Annotated in this window: 21 protein-coding genes; 19 read left to right on the forward strand and 2 right to left on the reverse strand. The window is 45.7% G+C overall.

The genetic code is table 11. From position 1 onward, the window contains the following. Window positions 1–71: 71 nt before the first annotated feature. Window positions 72–947, reverse strand: a complete 876-nt coding sequence (locus tag BM241_RS02035) for an EamA family transporter (protein ID WP_092281921.1) — start codon at window positions 945–947, stop codon at window positions 72–74. A 201-nt stretch (window positions 948–1,148) separates the two neighbouring features. On the opposite strand from BM241_RS02035, the gene BM241_RS02040 reads away from it, so the two are divergent. From BM241_RS02040 to BM241_RS02095, 12 genes are all read left to right on the forward strand, one after another. Further along, complete coding sequence (locus tag BM241_RS02040) at window positions 1,149–2,816, forward strand: FAD-dependent oxidoreductase (protein WP_092281922.1); 1,668 nt, start codon at window positions 1,149–1,151, stop codon at window positions 2,814–2,816. Window positions 2,817–3,066: 250 nt separating this feature from the next. Continuing rightward, window positions 3,067–3,570, forward strand: a complete 504-nt coding sequence (locus tag BM241_RS02045) for a GAF domain-containing protein (RefSeq protein ID WP_025748651.1) — start codon at window positions 3,067–3,069, stop codon at window positions 3,568–3,570. A 33-nt stretch (window positions 3,571–3,603) separates the two neighbouring features. Beyond that, entirely contained in the window at window positions 3,604–4,428 is an 825-nt protein-coding gene (locus BM241_RS02050) for an MBL fold metallo-hydrolase (RefSeq protein ID WP_025748650.1), read from the forward strand. 36 nt (window positions 4,429–4,464) lie between these two features. Beyond that, window positions 4,465–5,310: a glycosyltransferase family 8 protein gene (locus tag BM241_RS02055; RefSeq protein WP_025748649.1), complete on the forward strand. Its 846-nt coding sequence runs from the start codon at window positions 4,465–4,467 to the stop codon at window positions 5,308–5,310. 178 nt (window positions 5,311–5,488) lie between these two features. After that, window positions 5,489–5,872 (forward strand): desulfoferrodoxin, encoded by a 384-nt coding sequence (locus BM241_RS02060; RefSeq protein WP_025748648.1) that lies wholly within the window; start codon window positions 5,489–5,491, stop codon window positions 5,870–5,872. Window positions 5,873–5,955: 83 nt separating this feature from the next. Then, window positions 5,956–6,543: a rubrerythrin gene (gene rbr, locus BM241_RS02065; protein WP_025748647.1), complete on the forward strand. Its 588-nt coding sequence runs from the start codon at window positions 5,956–5,958 to the stop codon at window positions 6,541–6,543. Between the two features lie 211 nt (window positions 6,544–6,754). Then, on the forward strand, window positions 6,755–7,027 hold the full coding sequence (locus BM241_RS02070) for a DUF2508 family protein (protein ID WP_025748646.1): 273 nt from the start codon (window positions 6,755–6,757) through the stop codon (window positions 7,025–7,027). Between the two features lie 229 nt (window positions 7,028–7,256). Continuing rightward, window positions 7,257–7,532: a pro-sigmaK processing inhibitor BofA family protein gene (locus BM241_RS02075; protein ID WP_092281923.1), complete on the forward strand. Its 276-nt coding sequence runs from the start codon at window positions 7,257–7,259 to the stop codon at window positions 7,530–7,532. 286 nt (window positions 7,533–7,818) lie between these two features. Then, complete coding sequence (locus tag BM241_RS02080) at window positions 7,819–8,397, forward strand: 2-oxoacid:acceptor oxidoreductase family protein (protein WP_025748644.1); 579 nt, start codon at window positions 7,819–7,821, stop codon at window positions 8,395–8,397. Next, window positions 8,394–8,699 (forward strand): 4Fe-4S binding protein, encoded by a 306-nt coding sequence (locus BM241_RS02085; RefSeq protein ID WP_025748643.1) that lies wholly within the window; start codon window positions 8,394–8,396, stop codon window positions 8,697–8,699. The genes BM241_RS02080 and BM241_RS02085 overlap by 4 nt, the downstream gene beginning before the upstream one ends. Before the next feature lie 16 nt (window positions 8,700–8,715). Then, a complete protein-coding gene (gene porA / locus BM241_RS02090) occupies window positions 8,716–9,897 on the forward strand; it encodes a pyruvate ferredoxin oxidoreductase (protein WP_092281924.1) in 1,182 nt (393 codons plus the stop codon). A 12-nt stretch (window positions 9,898–9,909) separates the two neighbouring features. Then, window positions 9,910–10,845, forward strand: a complete 936-nt coding sequence (locus BM241_RS02095; protein WP_025748641.1) for a thiamine pyrophosphate-dependent enzyme — start codon at window positions 9,910–9,912, stop codon at window positions 10,843–10,845. A gap of 98 nt (window positions 10,846–10,943) precedes the next feature. Here the strand turns inward: BM241_RS02095 and BM241_RS02100 are convergent, their stop codons facing one another. Beyond that, window positions 10,944–11,240, reverse strand: a complete 297-nt coding sequence (locus tag BM241_RS02100) for a DUF6951 family protein (protein ID WP_092281925.1) — start codon at window positions 11,238–11,240, stop codon at window positions 10,944–10,946. Window positions 11,241–11,694: 454 nt separating this feature from the next. Between BM241_RS02100 and BM241_RS02105 the strand changes: the two genes are divergently transcribed. The 7 genes from BM241_RS02105 (at window position 11,695) to BM241_RS02135 (ending at window position 17,249) form a co-directional block, all read left to right on the forward strand. After that, a complete protein-coding gene (locus BM241_RS02105) occupies window positions 11,695–12,276 on the forward strand; it encodes a uracil-DNA glycosylase (protein ID WP_025748639.1) in 582 nt (193 codons plus the stop codon). Window positions 12,277–12,346: 70 nt separating this feature from the next. Then, entirely contained in the window at window positions 12,347–12,985 is a 639-nt protein-coding gene (locus BM241_RS02110) for a uracil-DNA glycosylase (RefSeq protein ID WP_242948224.1), read from the forward strand. 92 nt (window positions 12,986–13,077) lie between these two features. Then, complete coding sequence (trpS, locus tag BM241_RS02115) at window positions 13,078–14,073, forward strand: tryptophan--tRNA ligase (RefSeq protein WP_092281926.1); 996 nt, start codon at window positions 13,078–13,080, stop codon at window positions 14,071–14,073. Window positions 14,074–14,116: 43 nt separating this feature from the next. Next, entirely contained in the window at window positions 14,117–15,238 is a 1,122-nt protein-coding gene (locus tag BM241_RS02120; protein ID WP_177206065.1) for an epoxyqueuosine reductase, read from the forward strand. A gap of 166 nt (window positions 15,239–15,404) precedes the next feature. Continuing rightward, window positions 15,405–15,881, forward strand: coding sequence for a hypothetical protein (locus BM241_RS02125; RefSeq protein ID WP_025748635.1), 477 nt, complete (start codon window positions 15,405–15,407; stop codon window positions 15,879–15,881). Window positions 15,882–15,997: 116 nt separating this feature from the next. After that, window positions 15,998–16,492, forward strand: coding sequence for a ferritin family protein (locus BM241_RS02130; protein WP_025748634.1), 495 nt, complete (start codon window positions 15,998–16,000; stop codon window positions 16,490–16,492). Between the two features lie 97 nt (window positions 16,493–16,589). Continuing rightward, window positions 16,590–17,249, forward strand: a complete 660-nt coding sequence (locus tag BM241_RS02135; RefSeq protein WP_025748633.1) for an SOS response-associated peptidase — start codon at window positions 16,590–16,592, stop codon at window positions 17,247–17,249. The last annotated feature ends 141 nt before the right edge of the window (window positions 17,250–17,390 follow it).

The raw sequence follows: 17,390 nt of genomic DNA on the forward strand, positions 1-17,390 counted from the left end.
CCGCTTTAGATAATAATCCCTCTTTTCTAAAAGGAAATTGACATAATGTAATTGCATGCCATTTTAGCACTTCACGGAAGCAGAAGCGTCATGGTCCCGGCTACGATCAGTATAAGCCCCATGAAGGATTTGGCGGTCACCTTCTCCTTTAAGAAGAAATAGGAGAATGCTACTGTAATTACAATGCTTAGCTTATCAATTGGTACCACTATGCTGGCCTGGCCGTCTTGTAATGCTTTGTAATAGCACAGCCAGGAAAGGCCGGTGGTTATGCCCGACAGGCAGAGGAATATCCAGCTCTTTCTGTCTATTTCTTTGATTTCCCCATGTTTATTGGTTATAAAAACCATAAGCCAGGCCATTATCAAGACTACCACAGTGCGAATGGCTGTTCCTAGGTTGGACTCAATACCTACAATGCCGATTTTGGCCAGGATTGCTGTAAGGCTGGCGAAGACGGCTGAGAGTATGGCATATATGAGCCATGCGCTGCCTGCAGTGCCGGCTGTTGATTGCTCCTGCTGCATTTTCTTGTTGGCGACCATTAGATATGTACCCAGCGCAATGAAGGTTATTCCGATGGATTTAGCGAGGGTGATGGGTTCGCCCAGTATTATGAAAGCCATTATCATGGTAAGCACGGTGCTAAATTTGTCTATGGGGGTGACTTTGTTCACATCTCCCAGCTGCAGGGCTTTAAAATAGCATAACCATGATGCGCCGGTTGCCAGCCCGGATAAAATCAGGAATACATACGATTTCGGGTTGATTGACAGGATTGTGTCCCATGAGCCTACAATAAACACCATCAGCCATGAAAATATCAATATTATGACTGTTCTTATGGCGGTTGCCAGCATTGAATCTACTTTTTTAACGCCTATCTTGGCGAGAACAGCTGTTGCACCTGCAAATAGCGCTGAACCGAAAGCAAACAGTATCCACATTATTCCTGACCCACTTTCTTAAAAAAATAAAAAACAAGCGCTTATTGTATCTTACGTTTAATAATATTATTTATAAACAACTTTTGTCAATTACAAACTGTTGACTGCAGATATCAATTTTATGTTTTAATTGTATGCCAGCAGGGTAGATATTAAAGATAAGAGTCTTTTAGATATTCTATAAACAAAGAAGGGATCAATGTGAAGGGTAGAAAAATAGCAATTGTCGGAGGAGTAGCTGGCGGTGCTAGCGCAGCGGCGCGCCTGCGCAGGCTGGATGAAAACGCCCACATTATAATCTTTGAAAGGGGCGGGTACATCTCCTATGCCAACTGTGGCCTGCCATATTACGTAGGCGGGGTTATAAAGGATAGGCGGGATCTGCTGGTCCAGACCCCTGAGAGGATGTCAAAAAGGTTCAATATAGATATTCGATTGAACAGCGAGGTTGAGGACATCGATCTTGATAAAAAAGAATTGATTGTATTGAATACGGTAACGGGAGAGAGGTACCGTGAAAGCTTCGACAAGCTTATACTAGCACCTGGTGCCGAACCCGCAAGGCCGCCTATACCCGGCATTGATAAGGCCAATGTCTTTACCGTGAGGGATATACCCCGAATCTATGCCTTAAAGGATTATATTGACCAGGCAAAACCTGAAAGTGCCGTGGTGATTGGTGGAGGGTTCATCGGCCTGGAGATGGTAGAAAACCTGCGGTTGAACGGTATAAAGGTTTCGCTGGTTGAGATGTTGAATCAGGTTATGCCACCGCTGGATTATGAGATGGCAGCATATCTGCACAAGCACCTGAAAGAGCACTCTGTGGAATTGTATCTCGGCGATGGGGTGGTATCGTTCGACAGAGATGAGAAACGTACAATTGTGAACTTAAAGAGCGGAAAGCAGCTAAAGGCCGATATGGTGATATTGGCGGTAGGGGTGAGGCCCGAAACTACCCTGGCCAAAAAAGCCGGGCTGGAGATTGGCGAGACAGGTGGCATAAAAGTCAACCAGCACTTGCAGACATCGCATCCCGATGTATATGCTATAGGGGATGCTATTGAAGTTGTGGATTTTGTGAACCGCAGGCCTGCACTGATACCGTTGGCCGGGCCGGCCAATAAGCAGGGGCGCATTGCAGCCAATCACATATGCGGCATTGAGGATACCTATAAGGCTACGCAGGGAACGGCTATTATAAAGGTGTTTGACATGGTAGCTGCGTATACTGGCAACAACGAAAAGGTACTCAAGAAATACCGCATCCCATACCTGAAATCCTACACTCATTCGGGTTCCCATGCCAGCTATTATCCTGGCGCAACTTCCATGGCCATAAAGCTTCTGTTCAGCCCTGAGGATGGGAAAATACTGGGAGCCCAGATTGTGGGCTATGAAGGGGTAGACAAGCGCATAGACGTATTGGCCACCGCTATCCGCGCCGGGATGACCGTGTATGACCTGCAGGAGCTGGAGCTGGCCTATGCTCCGCCCTTTTCGTCGGCCAAGGATCCGGTCAATATGGCCGGGTACGTTGCATCAAATATCCTGCAAGGGCTGCATCCCGTCATTTACTGGGATGAGCTCGATAGCCTGGATCCACACGATACCGTGCTGCTGGATGTTCGAACTGAGGCTGAATGTAAAAAGCGAGGGTGTATACCGGGTTCTATCAATATTCCTTTGGATTCGTTGAGGGAACGTATAAATGAGCTTCCCACTGATAAGACAATCGTGATCTATTGTGAGGTGGGTTTGAGAGGGTATATAGCCGCTCGAATACTCATGCAGCGTGGTTTTAGCAGGGTATTTAACTTAAGCGGCGGTTATAGTACGTATAGTATAGCAAAATACGGGTTGGAATAAACAAAATTTGTTGACAGGCGTCTGTTGACAGTTCAAAGGGTAAAAAAGCCGCATCCCATCCTTGAGGTTGAATTTTTGCAAGGGATGTGGCTTTTTATTTTCACGCACAGATCGGCTTTACGTGGCGGAAAATACCGTTGTATAAAAAATGGCTTCTTTATCGGGTAATAATATGGTAAAATGAATATGGCTATATTGTGTGTACATAAGCTTTTTCATAAAATATGAAAAAAGGAAGGGACGCTCATCGGTGTTTGCGATAGAGAAAATAGACGCAAATAATAAGGAAGAATTCTACAGACAGCTCAATACATATCTTATCGGATTGGTTGAAGAAGAGTCGTACTGGCTTGCTGCCCTATCCAATGCTGCTGCGTTGTTGTACATGCTGCTTCCCGATGTCAACTGGGCAGGTTTTTATCTTTACAGGGAAGGAGAACTTGTATTGGGCCCGTTTCAGGGAAAACCGGCGTGTGCTCGAATCCCTTTGGGTAAAGGCGTTTGTGGGACTGCGGCCAGTACGAGGCAAATTCAGGTGGTTGAGGATGTGAATCTGTTCTCGGGGCATATTGTCTGTGATCCACTATCCAGGTCTGAGATAGTGGTGCCCATTGTGAAAAACGACAGATTGATCGGAGTCTTGGATATCGATAGCCCATATAAGGCTAGATTTGATCAGCAGGATGCAGCGGGTTTGAATGAGTTTGTGAGTATTTTGAGTCAATATGTTGATTGGCCTCAGGAATTCAAATAGGTTTTGCGAAAAATGTTGGGGAGGGAAATGTATATGAAAATCAAATATCTCGGTACCGCTGCTGCCGAAGGGTGGCCGGGGGTATTCTGTAGCTGTAAGTATTGCAAGGAGGCCAGAAAAAGAGGAGGGAAAAATATTCGTACGCGTTCAAGCACTCTCATCAACGACAGCTTGATGGTGGACTTCCCGCCCGATACATACTGTCATATCATCAATTTTGGAATTGACCTAAGCCAGCTGAGGTATCTGGTTATAACGCATTCGCATCAGGATCATTTTTATATTGATGATTTGAAGCTTAGAAGGTCTGTGTTTGCTCACCTTGATGAGGGTAGCGTGTTAGAGATATACGGCAACAGAGCGGTGGAGTCTATTATGAATGAAATACTGAACAATAGCGATATCTTGAAGGAATATTTGAATATCCATTATGTGCCGCCTTTTGAAACCTTTGAAGCGGGAGATATAAAAGTAACGCCGTTATTGGCGTTGCATGCCCGAACCGAAGATTGCTATATTTATATATTTGAAGATAGAGATGGAAAGCGCATGTTGTATGGAAACGACACGGGAATATTCCCGGAGGAAACATGGGAATATATAAAAGGATGTTATTTTGACTTGGTGAGTTTGGATTGTACCATGGGGCCAGGACAAGATGGAAACAACCATATGGGGCTGCCTGATAACATAAAGGTTAAGGAGCGGTTGATTGAGATGGGGTGTGCCGATGAGGCCACCAGGTTCGTGTTAACGCACTTTTCGCATAACGGTGGTTTGCTGCACGATGAATTGGTAGAGCTTGCAAAGCCTCATGGATTTGACGTTGCTTATGATGGGTTTGAGGTGTTTATTTAGGCGTTAAATCATTTTGTGCGCGAGAGGTGGGTATGTGTGAATATACTGGTGACTTTGAATGCTGCTTACGTTCCACCGCTTAAGGTGATGCTCAGGTCGCTGTTCGATAATTGCTCCGAGAAGGTAGAGGTATATTTGATGCACTCTGACATAAAAGAACCGGAACTTGAGCGGCTTTCAGCATTTGTAGAAGCTTATGGACATGCCCTGTACCCGCTGACTGTTGACAGGGAAATATTTGCTAAAGCACCAGTTAATTTTTACTACCCCCTTGAGATGTATTATCGCCTTATCGCGCATACAGTATTACCTGAGCATGTTGATAGGGTATTATATTTAGACCCCGATATACTCGTGCTTAATCCTATTGAAACGCTGTATTATACAGAGCTAGGTGATTATTATTTTGCTGCTGCTGCCCACTCGAAGCCGGTGATAGATTATATCAATAGACTCCGTCTTAGGACTGAATCAAACAAATATTATAATTCGGGAGTGCTGCTCATCAATGTGGAACTGCTCAGGAAGGAAGTGGATATTCAGCAAATATTTGATTATATACAAAAACATGCCCATGAGCTCATACTGCCTGACCAGGATGTGCTAAACGGGCTTTTTTGGCATAAGATCAAGCCGCTAAACGAATATTTGTATAACTATGATGCACGGCGTTATCACACTTATTTAATTGCTACGAAGGGTCGCGTAAATTTGGATTTTGTTATACACAATACCGTTATATTGCATTTCTGTGGCAGACAAAAGCCATGGCATCCTAATTACAAGTACCGTTTTGGCATCCTTTATAAACATTATCAAAAGTTGGTAAACAGGGCTGAGGCCTCTCAAGAATATGAACCGGTGGCCCAGGCTGCTAGATAAAAAGCGGGGTAACAAGCTGAACTAAAAGCTGCCCCGCTTTTTTATTATTGCGTTTCACTTAGGGTTTCTTTTAGATAATGTTGGCTGAATCGAAAAAAATAGTTTGAATTTAATCGTCGGGGGTATATATTTTATAGCAACTAAGAGTTTTGAAAATTTTTATCAAAGGAGGGATATTATGAGAAATCAGGTGGCGTTTTACCGTTGTGCAATTTGTGGAAATCTCGTTGAGTTAATTAACAGGGGTGGAGGAGAACTGGTGTGCTGTGGCCAGCCGATGACGGAGCTTAAACCCAACACCGTGGATGCATCTGTTGAAAAGCATGTGCCGGCTGTTACTAAAAAGGATGGTAAGCTGTATATCCAGGTAGGGTCGGCACTACATCCCATGGTACCCGAACACTATATTGAATGGATAGCTGTGGTAAGTGACAAGAGCATGCAGAGGATCGCCCTGGCGCCAGGTCAGGAGCCAAAAGCCGAGGTTGTTGATACCGGGGAAGAAGTGGATGTCTACGCTTACTGCAATATCCACGGGCTTTGGAAAGCAGAAGTAAAGTAAAAATATGCTGCGTTTTGTGTGGCTGCAATAAATTTTTATCTATAACATGCATGATATAAATTTAAAAAGGAGGAGATGGTTGCATGAAATCACTTAAAGGTACAAAGACTGCTGAGAATTTGTTGAAGGCTTTTGCTGGCGAGTCACAGGCCAGGAACAGGTATACCTACTACGCTTCCGTGGCCAAGAAGGAGGGTTATATACAGATAGCCAATATATTCTTGGAGACTGCCGACCACGAAAAAGAACATGCAAAAAGATTCTTCAAATTCTTGAACGAGAGTTTCAATGGCGAAATGGTGGAGATAACCTCTGCGTCTTATCCTGTTGCGCTGGGAGATACAAAGGCCAATCTGCTTGCTGCTGCCAACGGCGAACATGAGGAGTGGTCTAATCTCTATCCTGAATTTGCAAAGGTTGCCGAGGAAGAGGGCTTCCCAGAGATCGCAGAAGTGTTCAGGAGGGTCTGTGTAAGTGAGCAAAACCACGAAAAGAGATACAGAAAATTGCTTGAGAATTTAGAGAATGATAAGGTATTCAAGAAGGATACGGTAATTCTCTGGAAGTGCAGCAACTGTGGATACATACATGAAGGCAAAAATGCGCCTGCTCAATGCCCAGCCTGTGCGCATCCTCAAGGGTTCTTCGAGGTATTTGTGGAGCCTTATTGATGAGAACAAGCATGCGCATGATGAAGGAACGAGGCCTCTCGTTCCTTCATTTTTTTATTGCAAGCTCCATTTTTATCAAATTGGCAAAAATGAACTATGATTAGAAATTGGTTTAGGGTGTGGCGTGTAAAAAGGCAAAGTTGACGGATAATGATGAGAAAATATGGCAATAATATATTATAAAAAACCAACCATTTATGGAGGGGAGAATATGAGGATACGGATACTAAACCTTTTGGATACACGCCATAACAATGTTTCGAATTACGACGAAGAGTATTTTGACATATTACAAGCCGTCAATCGTGCGCATGCTGAATGGATAAATGCACAAAATTATTTCAATAGCGTGAGTGAACCTGAATTGGTGGATTATGCCATATATAATATGGAGGCCGCAAAAAGGAAATATATGTACATGCTTAAACAAGCCAAACTGAGGGGCATCGAAGGTATACAGAGCCTGCAGTATTTTAATGAGTAAGGTGCTTGGCACTTGCTACAGGTATTGCAGCTGTGCTATAGCGTATATGATGATTTAAGCTCGACTGGTGGTTTATAATTAGTACAAATATTTAAGCATACAGGCCTAGCTTGGTCTTGGAGGATGGGTTGACTGTGTCATAAAAGTTGGATTAGCATCATATTATAAAGTGTCGGCAATTTGTGTTTGGGCTTGCTTGCCATTAATTTTTAGTCAGGATGTGATTGATATGCCGGGGACAATTCCGTGGGAAGTAATACTGGCTTATGCTGCTGGTCTGGTGCTCTTATACGTTGTGGGATGGTTTTTGCTGGTGCCGCTTAAAGTAATCCTCAAATTGATATACAACGCCATTATCGGTGGCATTATATTATGGCTGTTAAACCTGGTAGGGGGTCTAATTGGCGTTACGGTGGCCATAAATCCGGTTACCGCTTTAATTGTGGGTTTTCTAGGAATTCCAGGGATTATTCTCATTTTGGTTTTGCAGTTCATTTTGCTTTGATTTATCGATTCCTTTCTGCTAAGCCACATCCTCCTCATCTATAATTCATCCCCTTTCTGTTTATTTTTATAATTTGTTGACAGTGGAAAACTCATCTGTTATAATTAATTTGATAAGTGTTATATGCCCACCAAGTATTTATAATAGTGGGTTTTGTGAAGCTGTTATAATTGCATCTGAGCATCTGTTATAATACAATTTTATTTTTGCCGCTTGTATTAGTACAGATGCTGTAAATTTAAGGAATTTATTTATGCACCGTAAAATGAAAGGAGGAAATCTTTAAATGGGTAGGATGATAGAGATCCGCTGGCACGGCAGAGGGGGACAAGGTGCCAAGACCGCATCTCTCTTACTGGCCGAAGCTGCTTTTGACACGGGCAAATACGTCCAAGGGTTCCCAGAATATGGTCCGGAACGAATGGGAGCGCCTATTACCGCCTATAACCGCATCAGCGATGAACCGATTACCATACACTCCAACATTTATGAGCCTGATTACGTCATAGTGGTGGACGAGACGCTGGTATCGGCGGTGGATGTAACGGCTGGCCTCAAGAAAGATGGGGCTATTGTGATAAATTCGGCTAAGGATCCTGAGGAGTTCAGACCGTTATTGAAGGGCTTTGAGGGCAAGATTTACACCATCGATGCGAGAAAGATATCGGTGGAAGAGCTGGGACGTTACTTCCCCAATGTGCCTATGCTGGGTGCAATTGCCAAAATCACCAAGTTGATGGACGAGGATGCGTTTATTGAAGCCATGGAAAGGTCCTTCCATCACAAGTTTGCTACCAAACCCCACGTGATAGAAGGGAATATGAGGGCTCTCAAGCGGGCCATGCGGGAGGTGAAGGGGCTATGACCAAAGAGAGGAAAATGAACATAAGGGAAGATGCGTCATGGAAAGAGATGCTGCAGGGTGGACATATCATAGATGCCGGTAATGCAGAGGACTTCAAAACTGGTGACTGGCGTTCCATGAGGCCAGTGTGGTTGCCAGACAAGTGCAAGCAGTGTCTGCTGTGCTGGCCGGTGTGCCCCGATATGGCTATTCCTGTGGAGAACGGCAAGAGGAAGGACTTTGACTTTGACCACTGCAAGGGTTGTGGAATTTGTGTAGAGGTATGTCCGTTTAAAGCCATTGATTTTGTGGAAGAAGAGTAAGGGAGGGGGATGTGGAATGGCAATCAAGGATAAGTTGAGCGGTAATGAAGCTATAGCTGTGGCTATGCGCCAGATCGACCCGGATGTCGTGGCGGCATTTCCTATTACGCCATCGACCGAAGTGCCCCAATACTTTTCTCAGTTTGTTGCCAATGGCCAGGTACACACCGAGTTTGTGGCCGTTGAGTCAGAGCACAGTGCGATGAGCGCATGTATAGGCGCTGAGGCGGCTGGTGCCAGGACCATGACGGCTACCTCTTCGCAGGGCCTGGCATTGATGTGGGAGATGCTGTATATAGCTGCTTCGCTGCGCTTGCCCATCGTCATGTCGGTTATAAACCGAGCTTTGTCTGGCCCCATCAACATTCACAATGACCACAGCGATAGCATGGGTGCCAGGGATTCGGGCTGGATTCAGCTGTACTGCGAAAACAATCAGGAAGCTTACGACAACCTGATTCAGGCTATTCGCATTGCCGAGCACAAGGACGTGCAGCTGCCCGTGATGGTGTGTTACGATGGATTTATCACCAGCCATGCTGTGGAGAATATAGAGCTTATTGAGGATGAGAAGGTAAAGGAATTTATTGGAGAGTATAAACCGCAGTACTCTTTGCTTGACAGAGATAATCCTATTTCTATGGGTCCACTTGATATGCCTGCGTTTTACTTTGAACACAAGCGGGCACAGGCAGAGGCCATGAAGAATGCAAAGAGGGTGATCCTGGAGGTCGCACAGGAGTTTGAGAAGCTGACCGGCAGGAAGTACGGATATTTTGAGGAATACAAGATGGAAGATGCTGAAGTGGGTATTGTCATAATGAACTCTACAGCCGGTACTGCCAAATTTGTTGTGAACGAGCTGCGCAAGCAGGGCATCAAGGCCGGTTTGATCAAGTTGAGGGTGTTCCGCCCATTCCCGTTTGAGGAGCTGGGTAAAGCCCTGTCGCATTTGAAAGCTGTGGCCATTATGGACAAGGCTGAGAGCTTCTCGACAGCAGGTGGGCCCTTGTTTACAGAAGTAAGAAGCGCCATGTTTGATTATGCGAAAGATACCAAGGCTGTAAGCTATATATATGGTCTGGGTGGCCGCGATGTGCGTCCTGATGATATTATGGGCGTATATAAGGACCTGTTGGAAATCGCAAGGACCGGACAGGTAAAATCGACCTTCAACTACCTGGGCGTAAGAGAATAGGAGGTGTGCAAGGTGGCATACAATCTTAAGACTTTGACGGAAAAAGAGGAGCGCATCACTGGCGGGCACAGGATGTGTGCAGGGTGCGGCGCTCCTATCGTGGTGAGGACTGTACTCAGAGCTTTGAAGCCCGAGGACCATGCGGTTATTGGAGTGGCCACAGGTTGCCTTGAAGTTTCGACCTGCTTGTATCCTTACACCGCCTGGAAGGATTCGTTTATCCACAGTGCGTTTGAGAATGCTGCTGCTACCGTTTCGGGGGCCGAGGCTGCATATCGTGCGCTGGCCAAGGTTGGCAAGGTGAAGGGTACTACCAAGTTTATTGCCTTTGGCGGGGACGGTGGCACTTATGATATAGGTTTCCAGGCTCTTTCTGGAGCCATGGAAAGAGGCCATGATATGGTATATGTCTGCTATGATAACGAGGCTTATATGAACACGGGAATACAGAGGTCTTCGTCCACGCCTAAATATGCCGATACCACTACTTCGCCTGCTGGAAGCGAGATACCCGGTAAGGTTCAGTTTAAGAAGGATTTGACCATGATCATGGCTGCCCACAACATTCCCTATGTGGCTCAGACCGCTCCTTTTAGAAACCTGAAGGACCTTTACGAGAAGGCCGAGAAGGCTCTCTACACTCCAGGGCCGGCGTTTTTAAACGTACTGGCGCCGTGTCCACGCGGATGGAGATACAATACCCCTCAGCTGATGGAAATTGTGAGGTTGGCTATAGAGACCTGTGTATGGCCTCTTTATGAGGTGATTGAAGGCAAGTTCATCTTGAACTATAAGCCCAAGAACAAGCTTCCAGTAGTAGAATATCTGAAGCCCCAGGGCAGGTTCCGTCATCTGTTCACCAAGGAAAACGAAGGATTGCTCGATGAGATCCAGAAAGAAGTGGACAGGAGATGGAATAGGCTGCTGGAGCTGTGTGGAGAGGCATAAAGCTGGTAAAAAATAAAAAAAGCACGTATGGGGTTTGCTCTCATGCGTGCTTTTTTATTTTTGGTTCCAGTTCTTGACTTTAATTTTAAAGGCGTGCATCAGGCCAGTTCATAATAACGGCCTAAATTTTGCCCTATTGAATCTTTTATTATGTCGTACACTGTGCAGTCTTCTATTTGCCTGTGGTATTGTTTGAGCAAGCCGTACAGCAAGGATTGTTCCTTTGAGGCTATTACTTCATATATAGCATCCAAATGAATAGGTCTATTTACCAGTGGTTGAAGGTTGGGGCAGTCAGATGAAATTTTTATTTCTACAGTATTCACATCTTGTTGCTGAGCCTGGACCTCTACTGTTCTGTTGCACAATGCGCACCTGGAGGCATATTTGCACATTCGAGGGACCTCCTTTCTCAGAAATGCTGTGCTTTTGGACTTGATTTTCCATATATTCTGTACTATTATTATACCATGGGCGGAGGGAGAGAGAAACTTATTTTTTATTTAATAATTGTAAATTTTTTGACAAATGAAATTAATGATGTTATAAATTTCACATTAATTTGTTATATTTTTGGCTTTTGGCGTGAGCGAGATTGAGTAAAGTGCCGTTATGGCAGAATCGCAGGTAAGGTAAATGACGTATATTGCTTAAAGTGGCCGGCGAATCCGCTGTTAAGGCGATGTACTGCGCTTTTTATGAATTGCCGTCTCTATGGGGGCTGACAGCTTGGACGGTTGAAGTTATATGTGAGGTTATAGTATAATGGAAGGAAGGATAAATAATTCACAAGAGGCATAACATTTTTCTGCCAAATTGATATAAATGAGACAAAGGGGCTTTTGCTTTATGGATGCTGTGGATACCGAGAAACTGTGGGCACAGCTCATACGGGCTGTAGAGACATGTCAAAAATGTGACCTGTACAAAACCCGGACGCACGTCGTCCCGGGTGAAGGAAACCGGAATGCCGATTTGATGTTTATCGGTGAAGGGCCGGGACGTGACGAAGATTTGACCGGGAGGCCGTTTGTGGGAAAAGCGGGGCAGCTTCTCAATAAGATGATAGCGGCCATTGGGCTCAAAAGGGAAGAGGTGTATATAGCCAACATTGTAAAGTGTCGTCCGCCGGGCAACAGGGTGCCGCGCGAGAGCGAGGCTGAGAGCTGCCTGCCTTATCTTAGAAGGCAGGTTTATCTTGTACGCCCGCGAATAATAGTGTGTTTAGGTGCCACGGCCATGCGCTACGTAATAGACAGAAAAGCTTCCATAACCAGCATACGCGGTCAGTGGTTTGAGAGAAAGGGCTACTGGTTGATGGCCACGTATCATCCTGCTGCGCTGCTCAGGGATTCGGACAAAAAGTATGACGCCTGGGAGGATTTTAAAAAGATAAGGGATAAGTTGCACGAATTAGGGTTGAAGCCGTAGCAAAAAATATTATTTAAATTGAAACAATGTATCTTATTGAAACAATGTATCTTAAAGAGGAGATGTGAGAGTGCCAACAAGTAGAAAAGCCAAGCAAAAAGCCAAGCAGCTCCAGAAATTGAAACAGGAGAGCATTTCTTTTTTTAGGGAGATATACAGGGATGAAGAGAAGATTTTGGTGTTTGGCGAGGGAAATCCCGATGCACCGCTGGTTCTGGTAGGTGAGGCACCCGGGCAGCAGGAGGTAGTACAGCAAAGGCCTTTTGTAGGGCAGGCCGGTCAAAACCTGAACGAATTTTTGGAGATACTGGGCATAAAGCGTGAGGATATCTACATCACCAATGCTGTTAAATTCAGGCCGGTGAAGGTTGATCCGGCAAGTGGCCGCGTATCCAACCGCCCACCCAACAGGGAGGAGATAGAGCTCAGCCGAGGCCTGCTTTATAAAGAGCTGTGCATCATCCGCCCGACACTTGTCGTAAGCCTGGGCAATGTCCCCCTTAAGGTGCTGAGCGATGACAATAGGATTACCATAGGGCAGGTACACGGTACTCCTATCGATATAGCGGTGGGCGAGGAAGGGGTAAGGATGACCCTGTTCCCGCTGTATCACCCGGCCAGCATAATATACCGCCCGCAGTTGAAAGAGGTATATCTCGAGGATGTGGAAAAATTGAGGCGTTATCTTGAGGAGAAGGGGATATTGTAATTATAAAGGCTATAAAATAGCCGGCAAGAAGGTGAAGAGGTTAATATATGATATATATTATTCGATTATTCGATGGAGAGGATGAATAAGTGATGGAACAAAAGAAGAGGATTTTTAGTGGTGTACAGCCGTCGGGGAATCTCACCCTTGGCAATTATCTGGGGGCCATTAAAAACTGGGTTTTTCTTCAGGAGGAGTATGACTGTTTTTATTGCATAGTTGACCTTCATGCTTTGACGGTACGTCAGGACCCTGAGGAGCTCCGGCGCAGGAGCTTGTCTTTGTTTGCGCTTTATATGGCCTGCGGGCTGGACGTGGAAAAGAACACCCTGTTCGTTCAGTCGCATGTGAGCGCACATGCGGAGCTGGCCTGGATTTTGAACTGTTATGCCTACATGGGTGAGCTGAGCCGAATGACCCAGTTTAAGGAGAAGTCCAGGAAGCACAAGGACAACATCAATGCGGGATTGTTTACCTACCCGGTACTCATGGCGGCTGATATATTGCTGTATCAGACCCATCTTGTTCCGGTAGGTGAGGACCAGAAGCAGCACCTGGAGCTGACCAGGGATATAGCCCAGAGGTTTAACAGCCTTTATGGTGACGTGTTTGTCGTGCCGGAGGTGTATATCCCCAAAGTGGCTGCCAGGGTGATGAGCCTGCAGGATCCCACCAAGAAGATGTCCAAATCCGATGAAAACCCAAATGCCTATATCTCTTTGCTGGATGAGCCAGACGTGATCATGAAGAAGTTTAAGAGAGCCGTCACCGACTCGGGAAGGGAAATAAAATATGACGAAGAAAACAAGCCAGGTATAAGCAATCTGATGAATATATACGCCGCCATTACCGGTAAGACATATGAAGAGATCGAACGGGAGTTTGAAGGTAAGGGTTACGGTGACTTCAAAAAAGCCGTGGGTGAGTGCGTGGTTGAGGCTTTGAAGCCAATTCAGCAGCGTTACTATGAGCTTATGAAGGACGAGGATTATATGGTAAAATTGATGAAGGAAGGGGCTCAAAGGGCAGCAAGAATAGCCTCCCAGACGCTCAAAAAGGTGTATGAGCGGATAGGTCTGATTGTATAATTTTTAACAGATGCAAAAATTGCTCAAAAAAGGGGCAGCTGTTGTGGAAAACTTGGATATTCTGAAGGCAGAGCTTATAGAGCGGGGTAAGCATCTGGGATTTCCTGTTATAGGCATTACCGATGCACGGCCGTTTGACCTGTGGTGCCAGGCGGTTGAAGTACGGAGAACGATGGACAGCAAAGTGGAAAGAGTTCTAAGCAGGCTTACCCCTTATCCTGAAGATTTGATGCCAGATGCCAGAGCCATTGTGGTGGCCGTTCATCCTTATCTGCCGTATCCCGAGGAGTTTCCTGAAGGGGTGCCCAGGTATTCGGCGCATTATGTGGAGTATCCTGGCGCCAGGAAAGCGGTTGAGGAGCTGGCCAGGGTTATTGGCCAGCGGGGTTACAAGGTCATGGTTGAGCCGCCTTTGCCGGCCAAGGCGGCGGCTTATAGAGCAGGAGTGGGAACCTTCGGGAAAAACGGCCTGATATATGTAGGGGAATACGGCTCGTGGGTTACCCTTCATCTCATTTTAACTGATGCGCCTCTGTCCTGTGACAGTCAGTCTCAAGATTTGTGCCTGTGCGGGGAATGTAATCGGTGCATACAGGCCTGTCCTGCGCATGCCATTGCCGATGATGGCGCTGTTTTGCCGGGACGCTGTTTGAGAGCCTATATGTTGAGCTCGGAATTTGTCCCGGTGGACATAAGGGAGAAGTTGGGTACCAGGTTGCTGGGATGCGATATATGCCAGATGGTATGCCACAGGAACAGCAGGATAACCCGCCAGGCTCGTCTTCCAGAAGATGATCATTTACGGCCGTTTGACGTTTATGCATTGATAAAGGCATTGGTTGAAAACGATCGGAAATCGATAGAGGCCGTGGCATCTTTGATAGGGAGTAATTACGCCAGGCCTCAACGATTGCTATCCAGTGCTATCATTGTGGCAGGCAATTTTGGTCAGCCCAAATTTGTTCCGTTGCTGATTAAAACCTTGAAACATCCTCATCCTCCAATTCGTGCGTACAGCGCATGGGCACTGGGTAAAATAGGCGGCAGAGAGAGCATGAATGCTTTAGCCGATGCGCTGAAAGATGAAACCGATGAGCGTGTTATACAGGAGATCAAAAGAGCACAAGAGATAGCTGGGTTGAGTGAGTGCAGAAGCGATGCTTGACGATTGGACTGGTGAGAAAAAACAGTATGAATGCATTCAAATAGGGGAAGAGTATATTAGAGATAGAGAAGAAAATGCTGGTGTGGTTCAAAATTGGTGCCTTATGTAGATATGGTGTTTGTGGGGTTATATGGTGGCATAAAAAGTGTGAAAGGAGGGTGTGAGGATGGCTTTTATCGATGAGCTGGCCAAAAGGCTTGGTGAGGTTGTCAAAAAAGTTGGCGAAAAGTCGGAAGAGCTGGTAGAGCTGGGCAAGCTCAATTATGAGATCTTCAAAGAAGAGGATACCATAAAGAGGCTGTACAGGGAGATCGGGCAGGCGGTATACGAGGCTTACAAACAGGAGAATAACTCCCTGGATGCCATCTATCGTTTGTGCCAGGAGATTGACGAACACAGGGAAAAGATTGAAGGGTTAAAGAAGCGAGTGGAGAACATAAAAAAAGAGATGCAGGAAGAAGGAGCTCAGGCGGAGAGACAGCAGCCTGAGGCTCAACATGCCTCTCGAACCGGGGAACAGGACAGTGCCCAGCCTGGCGGTGCCCAGGAAACAAAGCAGGATGTTGGTGGAGAAACAAAGCAGAATGCCGGCGGAGAAATGACCCAGGGAAACAACGAGAAGAACGTACAGGAGGGAATTTGAGCGCGCTAGATGTGTCTGAATTTATAGATAGGTTGAGAAAAGAATTGCTGTTTTCTCAAGGTGAAATGAGCTTTGTTTGCTGATTTGTAATAGTTTTGTAAAGGGGGAGAACAGAGGTGTCCATCAACATTTTCAATGACCTGGAGGCTATTAAGCTGGCCATTGCTATTGAGGAGAGAGGCGAGAGGTTTTATCGCCAATCGGCCCGCAAAGTGAGTGATAGTACAGCCAGGGTTTTGCTTGAAAGGCTGGCAGAGGACGAGAAGGAACACAAAGCGGTTTTTGAAGGGCTGTATCAGGAGTTTCTAAAAAACAAGGGTAAGTTTGACGATGAATATTTGTACGACCAAGATGTGGCTGCCTATTTTAACGCCCTTGCTCACAGCCTGATTTTCCCGAATGAAGAAGAACAGGCGAGGGTGGTGGATCAGCTGCAAAGTCTGGAGGATGTCATAAGGTTTGGCATTCAGGCTGAAAAGGACTCCATCCTTTTGTATACTCAGATGATCATATCTTCAAAATTGTCTGAAGCCAAGGATGCTTTTCGCAGGCTGCTTAAAGAAGAAAAGAGGCATCTCGTTGACCTTCAGGCCTATCTGAAACGTGAATAAAATGCCGTTGAATTATGATTGCCTGGCATTTATCAAGCTTTTGAACGCTGAAATGCCGGGTTTTTATTTTGGTTTGCATCGATAGGAGGGCAATAGGATGTGCGTAAGGTTTTTGCTCAAAACTGGGATTGAAGAGCTGGTACGCAACTATAGAGTTGAATCGGTGGATGAAGGGGCAAATGCTTACCGGGCTGGGGATTTCTACCCAGCGCAAAGCGTTCCAGTTGTGCTGGAGCAAAAAAGCAGGGTCATAACTCTGGCGAGATGGGGCTTTAATTATAGCTCGAAGAAAAAGGTTGTCGTCAATGCTCGGGCCGAGACAATTCTGGACAGGCCAATGTTTAAGGATGCCGCGCGGTATGCCAGGTGTATAGTGCCCGCCAATTTGTTTTATGAGTGGAAGGCTGAGGGGATAGGGAAAAAGGTAAGGTACAGGATAGGCCTTCAGGATGCTAGCATAATGTCTTTAGGCGGGCTCTACAAGCTGTCTTTTGACAAAGACCTGGGCCCGCAGCTTGCCTTTGTCATCATAACCACCGATGCAGAAGAAGGTGTTAGGGAAGTGCATCCGCGAATGCCTTTAATCATTAAAGAAGAATGGGTGGACATGTGGCTGAATAAGGACACTCCTGTAGAGCTTGTGGAGGAAATATTGAGTGCAAAAACAGGAGCGAAATTTACGGTTGAAAGGTGCGAGGATGCAATAAACAACAAAATTAAAGAAGGTATGTATGGCGAGCAGATGAAGATGTTTTGAGGGTATCCAATTTTTCCAAGCATGCTTTCATTCCCTTATCCTGTTTTATTACACTAAAACTTTATGTGTATCATCCGTTTTATTAAGAAAGGCCTGTGCCCTATTATGGGTTCAAACGGGAAAATTTTTTATTCTTAACCC

Source organism: Caldicoprobacter faecalis, assembly GCF_900115765.1.
In the GTDB taxonomy this organism is placed as follows: domain Bacteria; phylum Bacillota; class Clostridia; order Caldicoprobacterales; family Caldicoprobacteraceae; genus Caldicoprobacter; species Caldicoprobacter oshimai.

Bases quoted from the DNA above. Each gene is read 5' to 3' on its own strand.
- BM241_RS02135 (WP_025748633.1), top strand. From the start codon at position 16,590: ATGTGCGTAAGGTTTTTGCTCAAAACTGGGATTGAAGAGCTGGTACGC.
- BM241_RS02050 (WP_025748650.1), top strand. From the start codon at position 3,604: ATGAAAATCAAATATCTCGGTACCGCTGCTGCCGAAGGGTGGCCGGGG.
- BM241_RS02070 (WP_025748646.1), top strand. From the start codon at position 6,755: ATGAGGATACGGATACTAAACCTTTTGGATACACGCCATAACAATGTT.
- porA (WP_092281924.1), top strand. From the start codon at position 8,716: ATGGCAATCAAGGATAAGTTGAGCGGTAATGAAGCTATAGCTGTGGCT.
- BM241_RS02075 (WP_092281923.1), top strand. From the start codon at position 7,257: ATGCCGGGGACAATTCCGTGGGAAGTAATACTGGCTTATGCTGCTGGT.
- BM241_RS02105 (WP_025748639.1), top strand. From the start codon at position 11,695: ATGGATGCTGTGGATACCGAGAAACTGTGGGCACAGCTCATACGGGCT.
- BM241_RS02035 (WP_092281921.1), bottom strand. From the start codon at position 947: ATGTGGATACTGTTTGCTTTCGGTTCAGCGCTATTTGCAGGTGCAACA.
- BM241_RS02125 (WP_025748635.1), top strand. From the start codon at position 15,405: ATGGCTTTTATCGATGAGCTGGCCAAAAGGCTTGGTGAGGTTGTCAAA.
- BM241_RS02100 (WP_092281925.1), bottom strand. From the start codon at position 11,240: ATGTGCAAATATGCCTCCAGGTGCGCATTGTGCAACAGAACAGTAGAG.
- BM241_RS02080 (WP_025748644.1), top strand. From the start codon at position 7,819: ATGGGTAGGATGATAGAGATCCGCTGGCACGGCAGAGGGGGACAAGGT.
- rbr (WP_025748647.1), top strand. From the start codon at position 5,956: ATGAAATCACTTAAAGGTACAAAGACTGCTGAGAATTTGTTGAAGGCT.
- BM241_RS02085 (WP_025748643.1), top strand. From the start codon at position 8,394: ATGACCAAAGAGAGGAAAATGAACATAAGGGAAGATGCGTCATGGAAA.
- trpS (WP_092281926.1), top strand. From the start codon at position 13,078: ATGGAACAAAAGAAGAGGATTTTTAGTGGTGTACAGCCGTCGGGGAAT.
- BM241_RS02060 (WP_025748648.1), top strand. From the start codon at position 5,489: ATGAGAAATCAGGTGGCGTTTTACCGTTGTGCAATTTGTGGAAATCTC.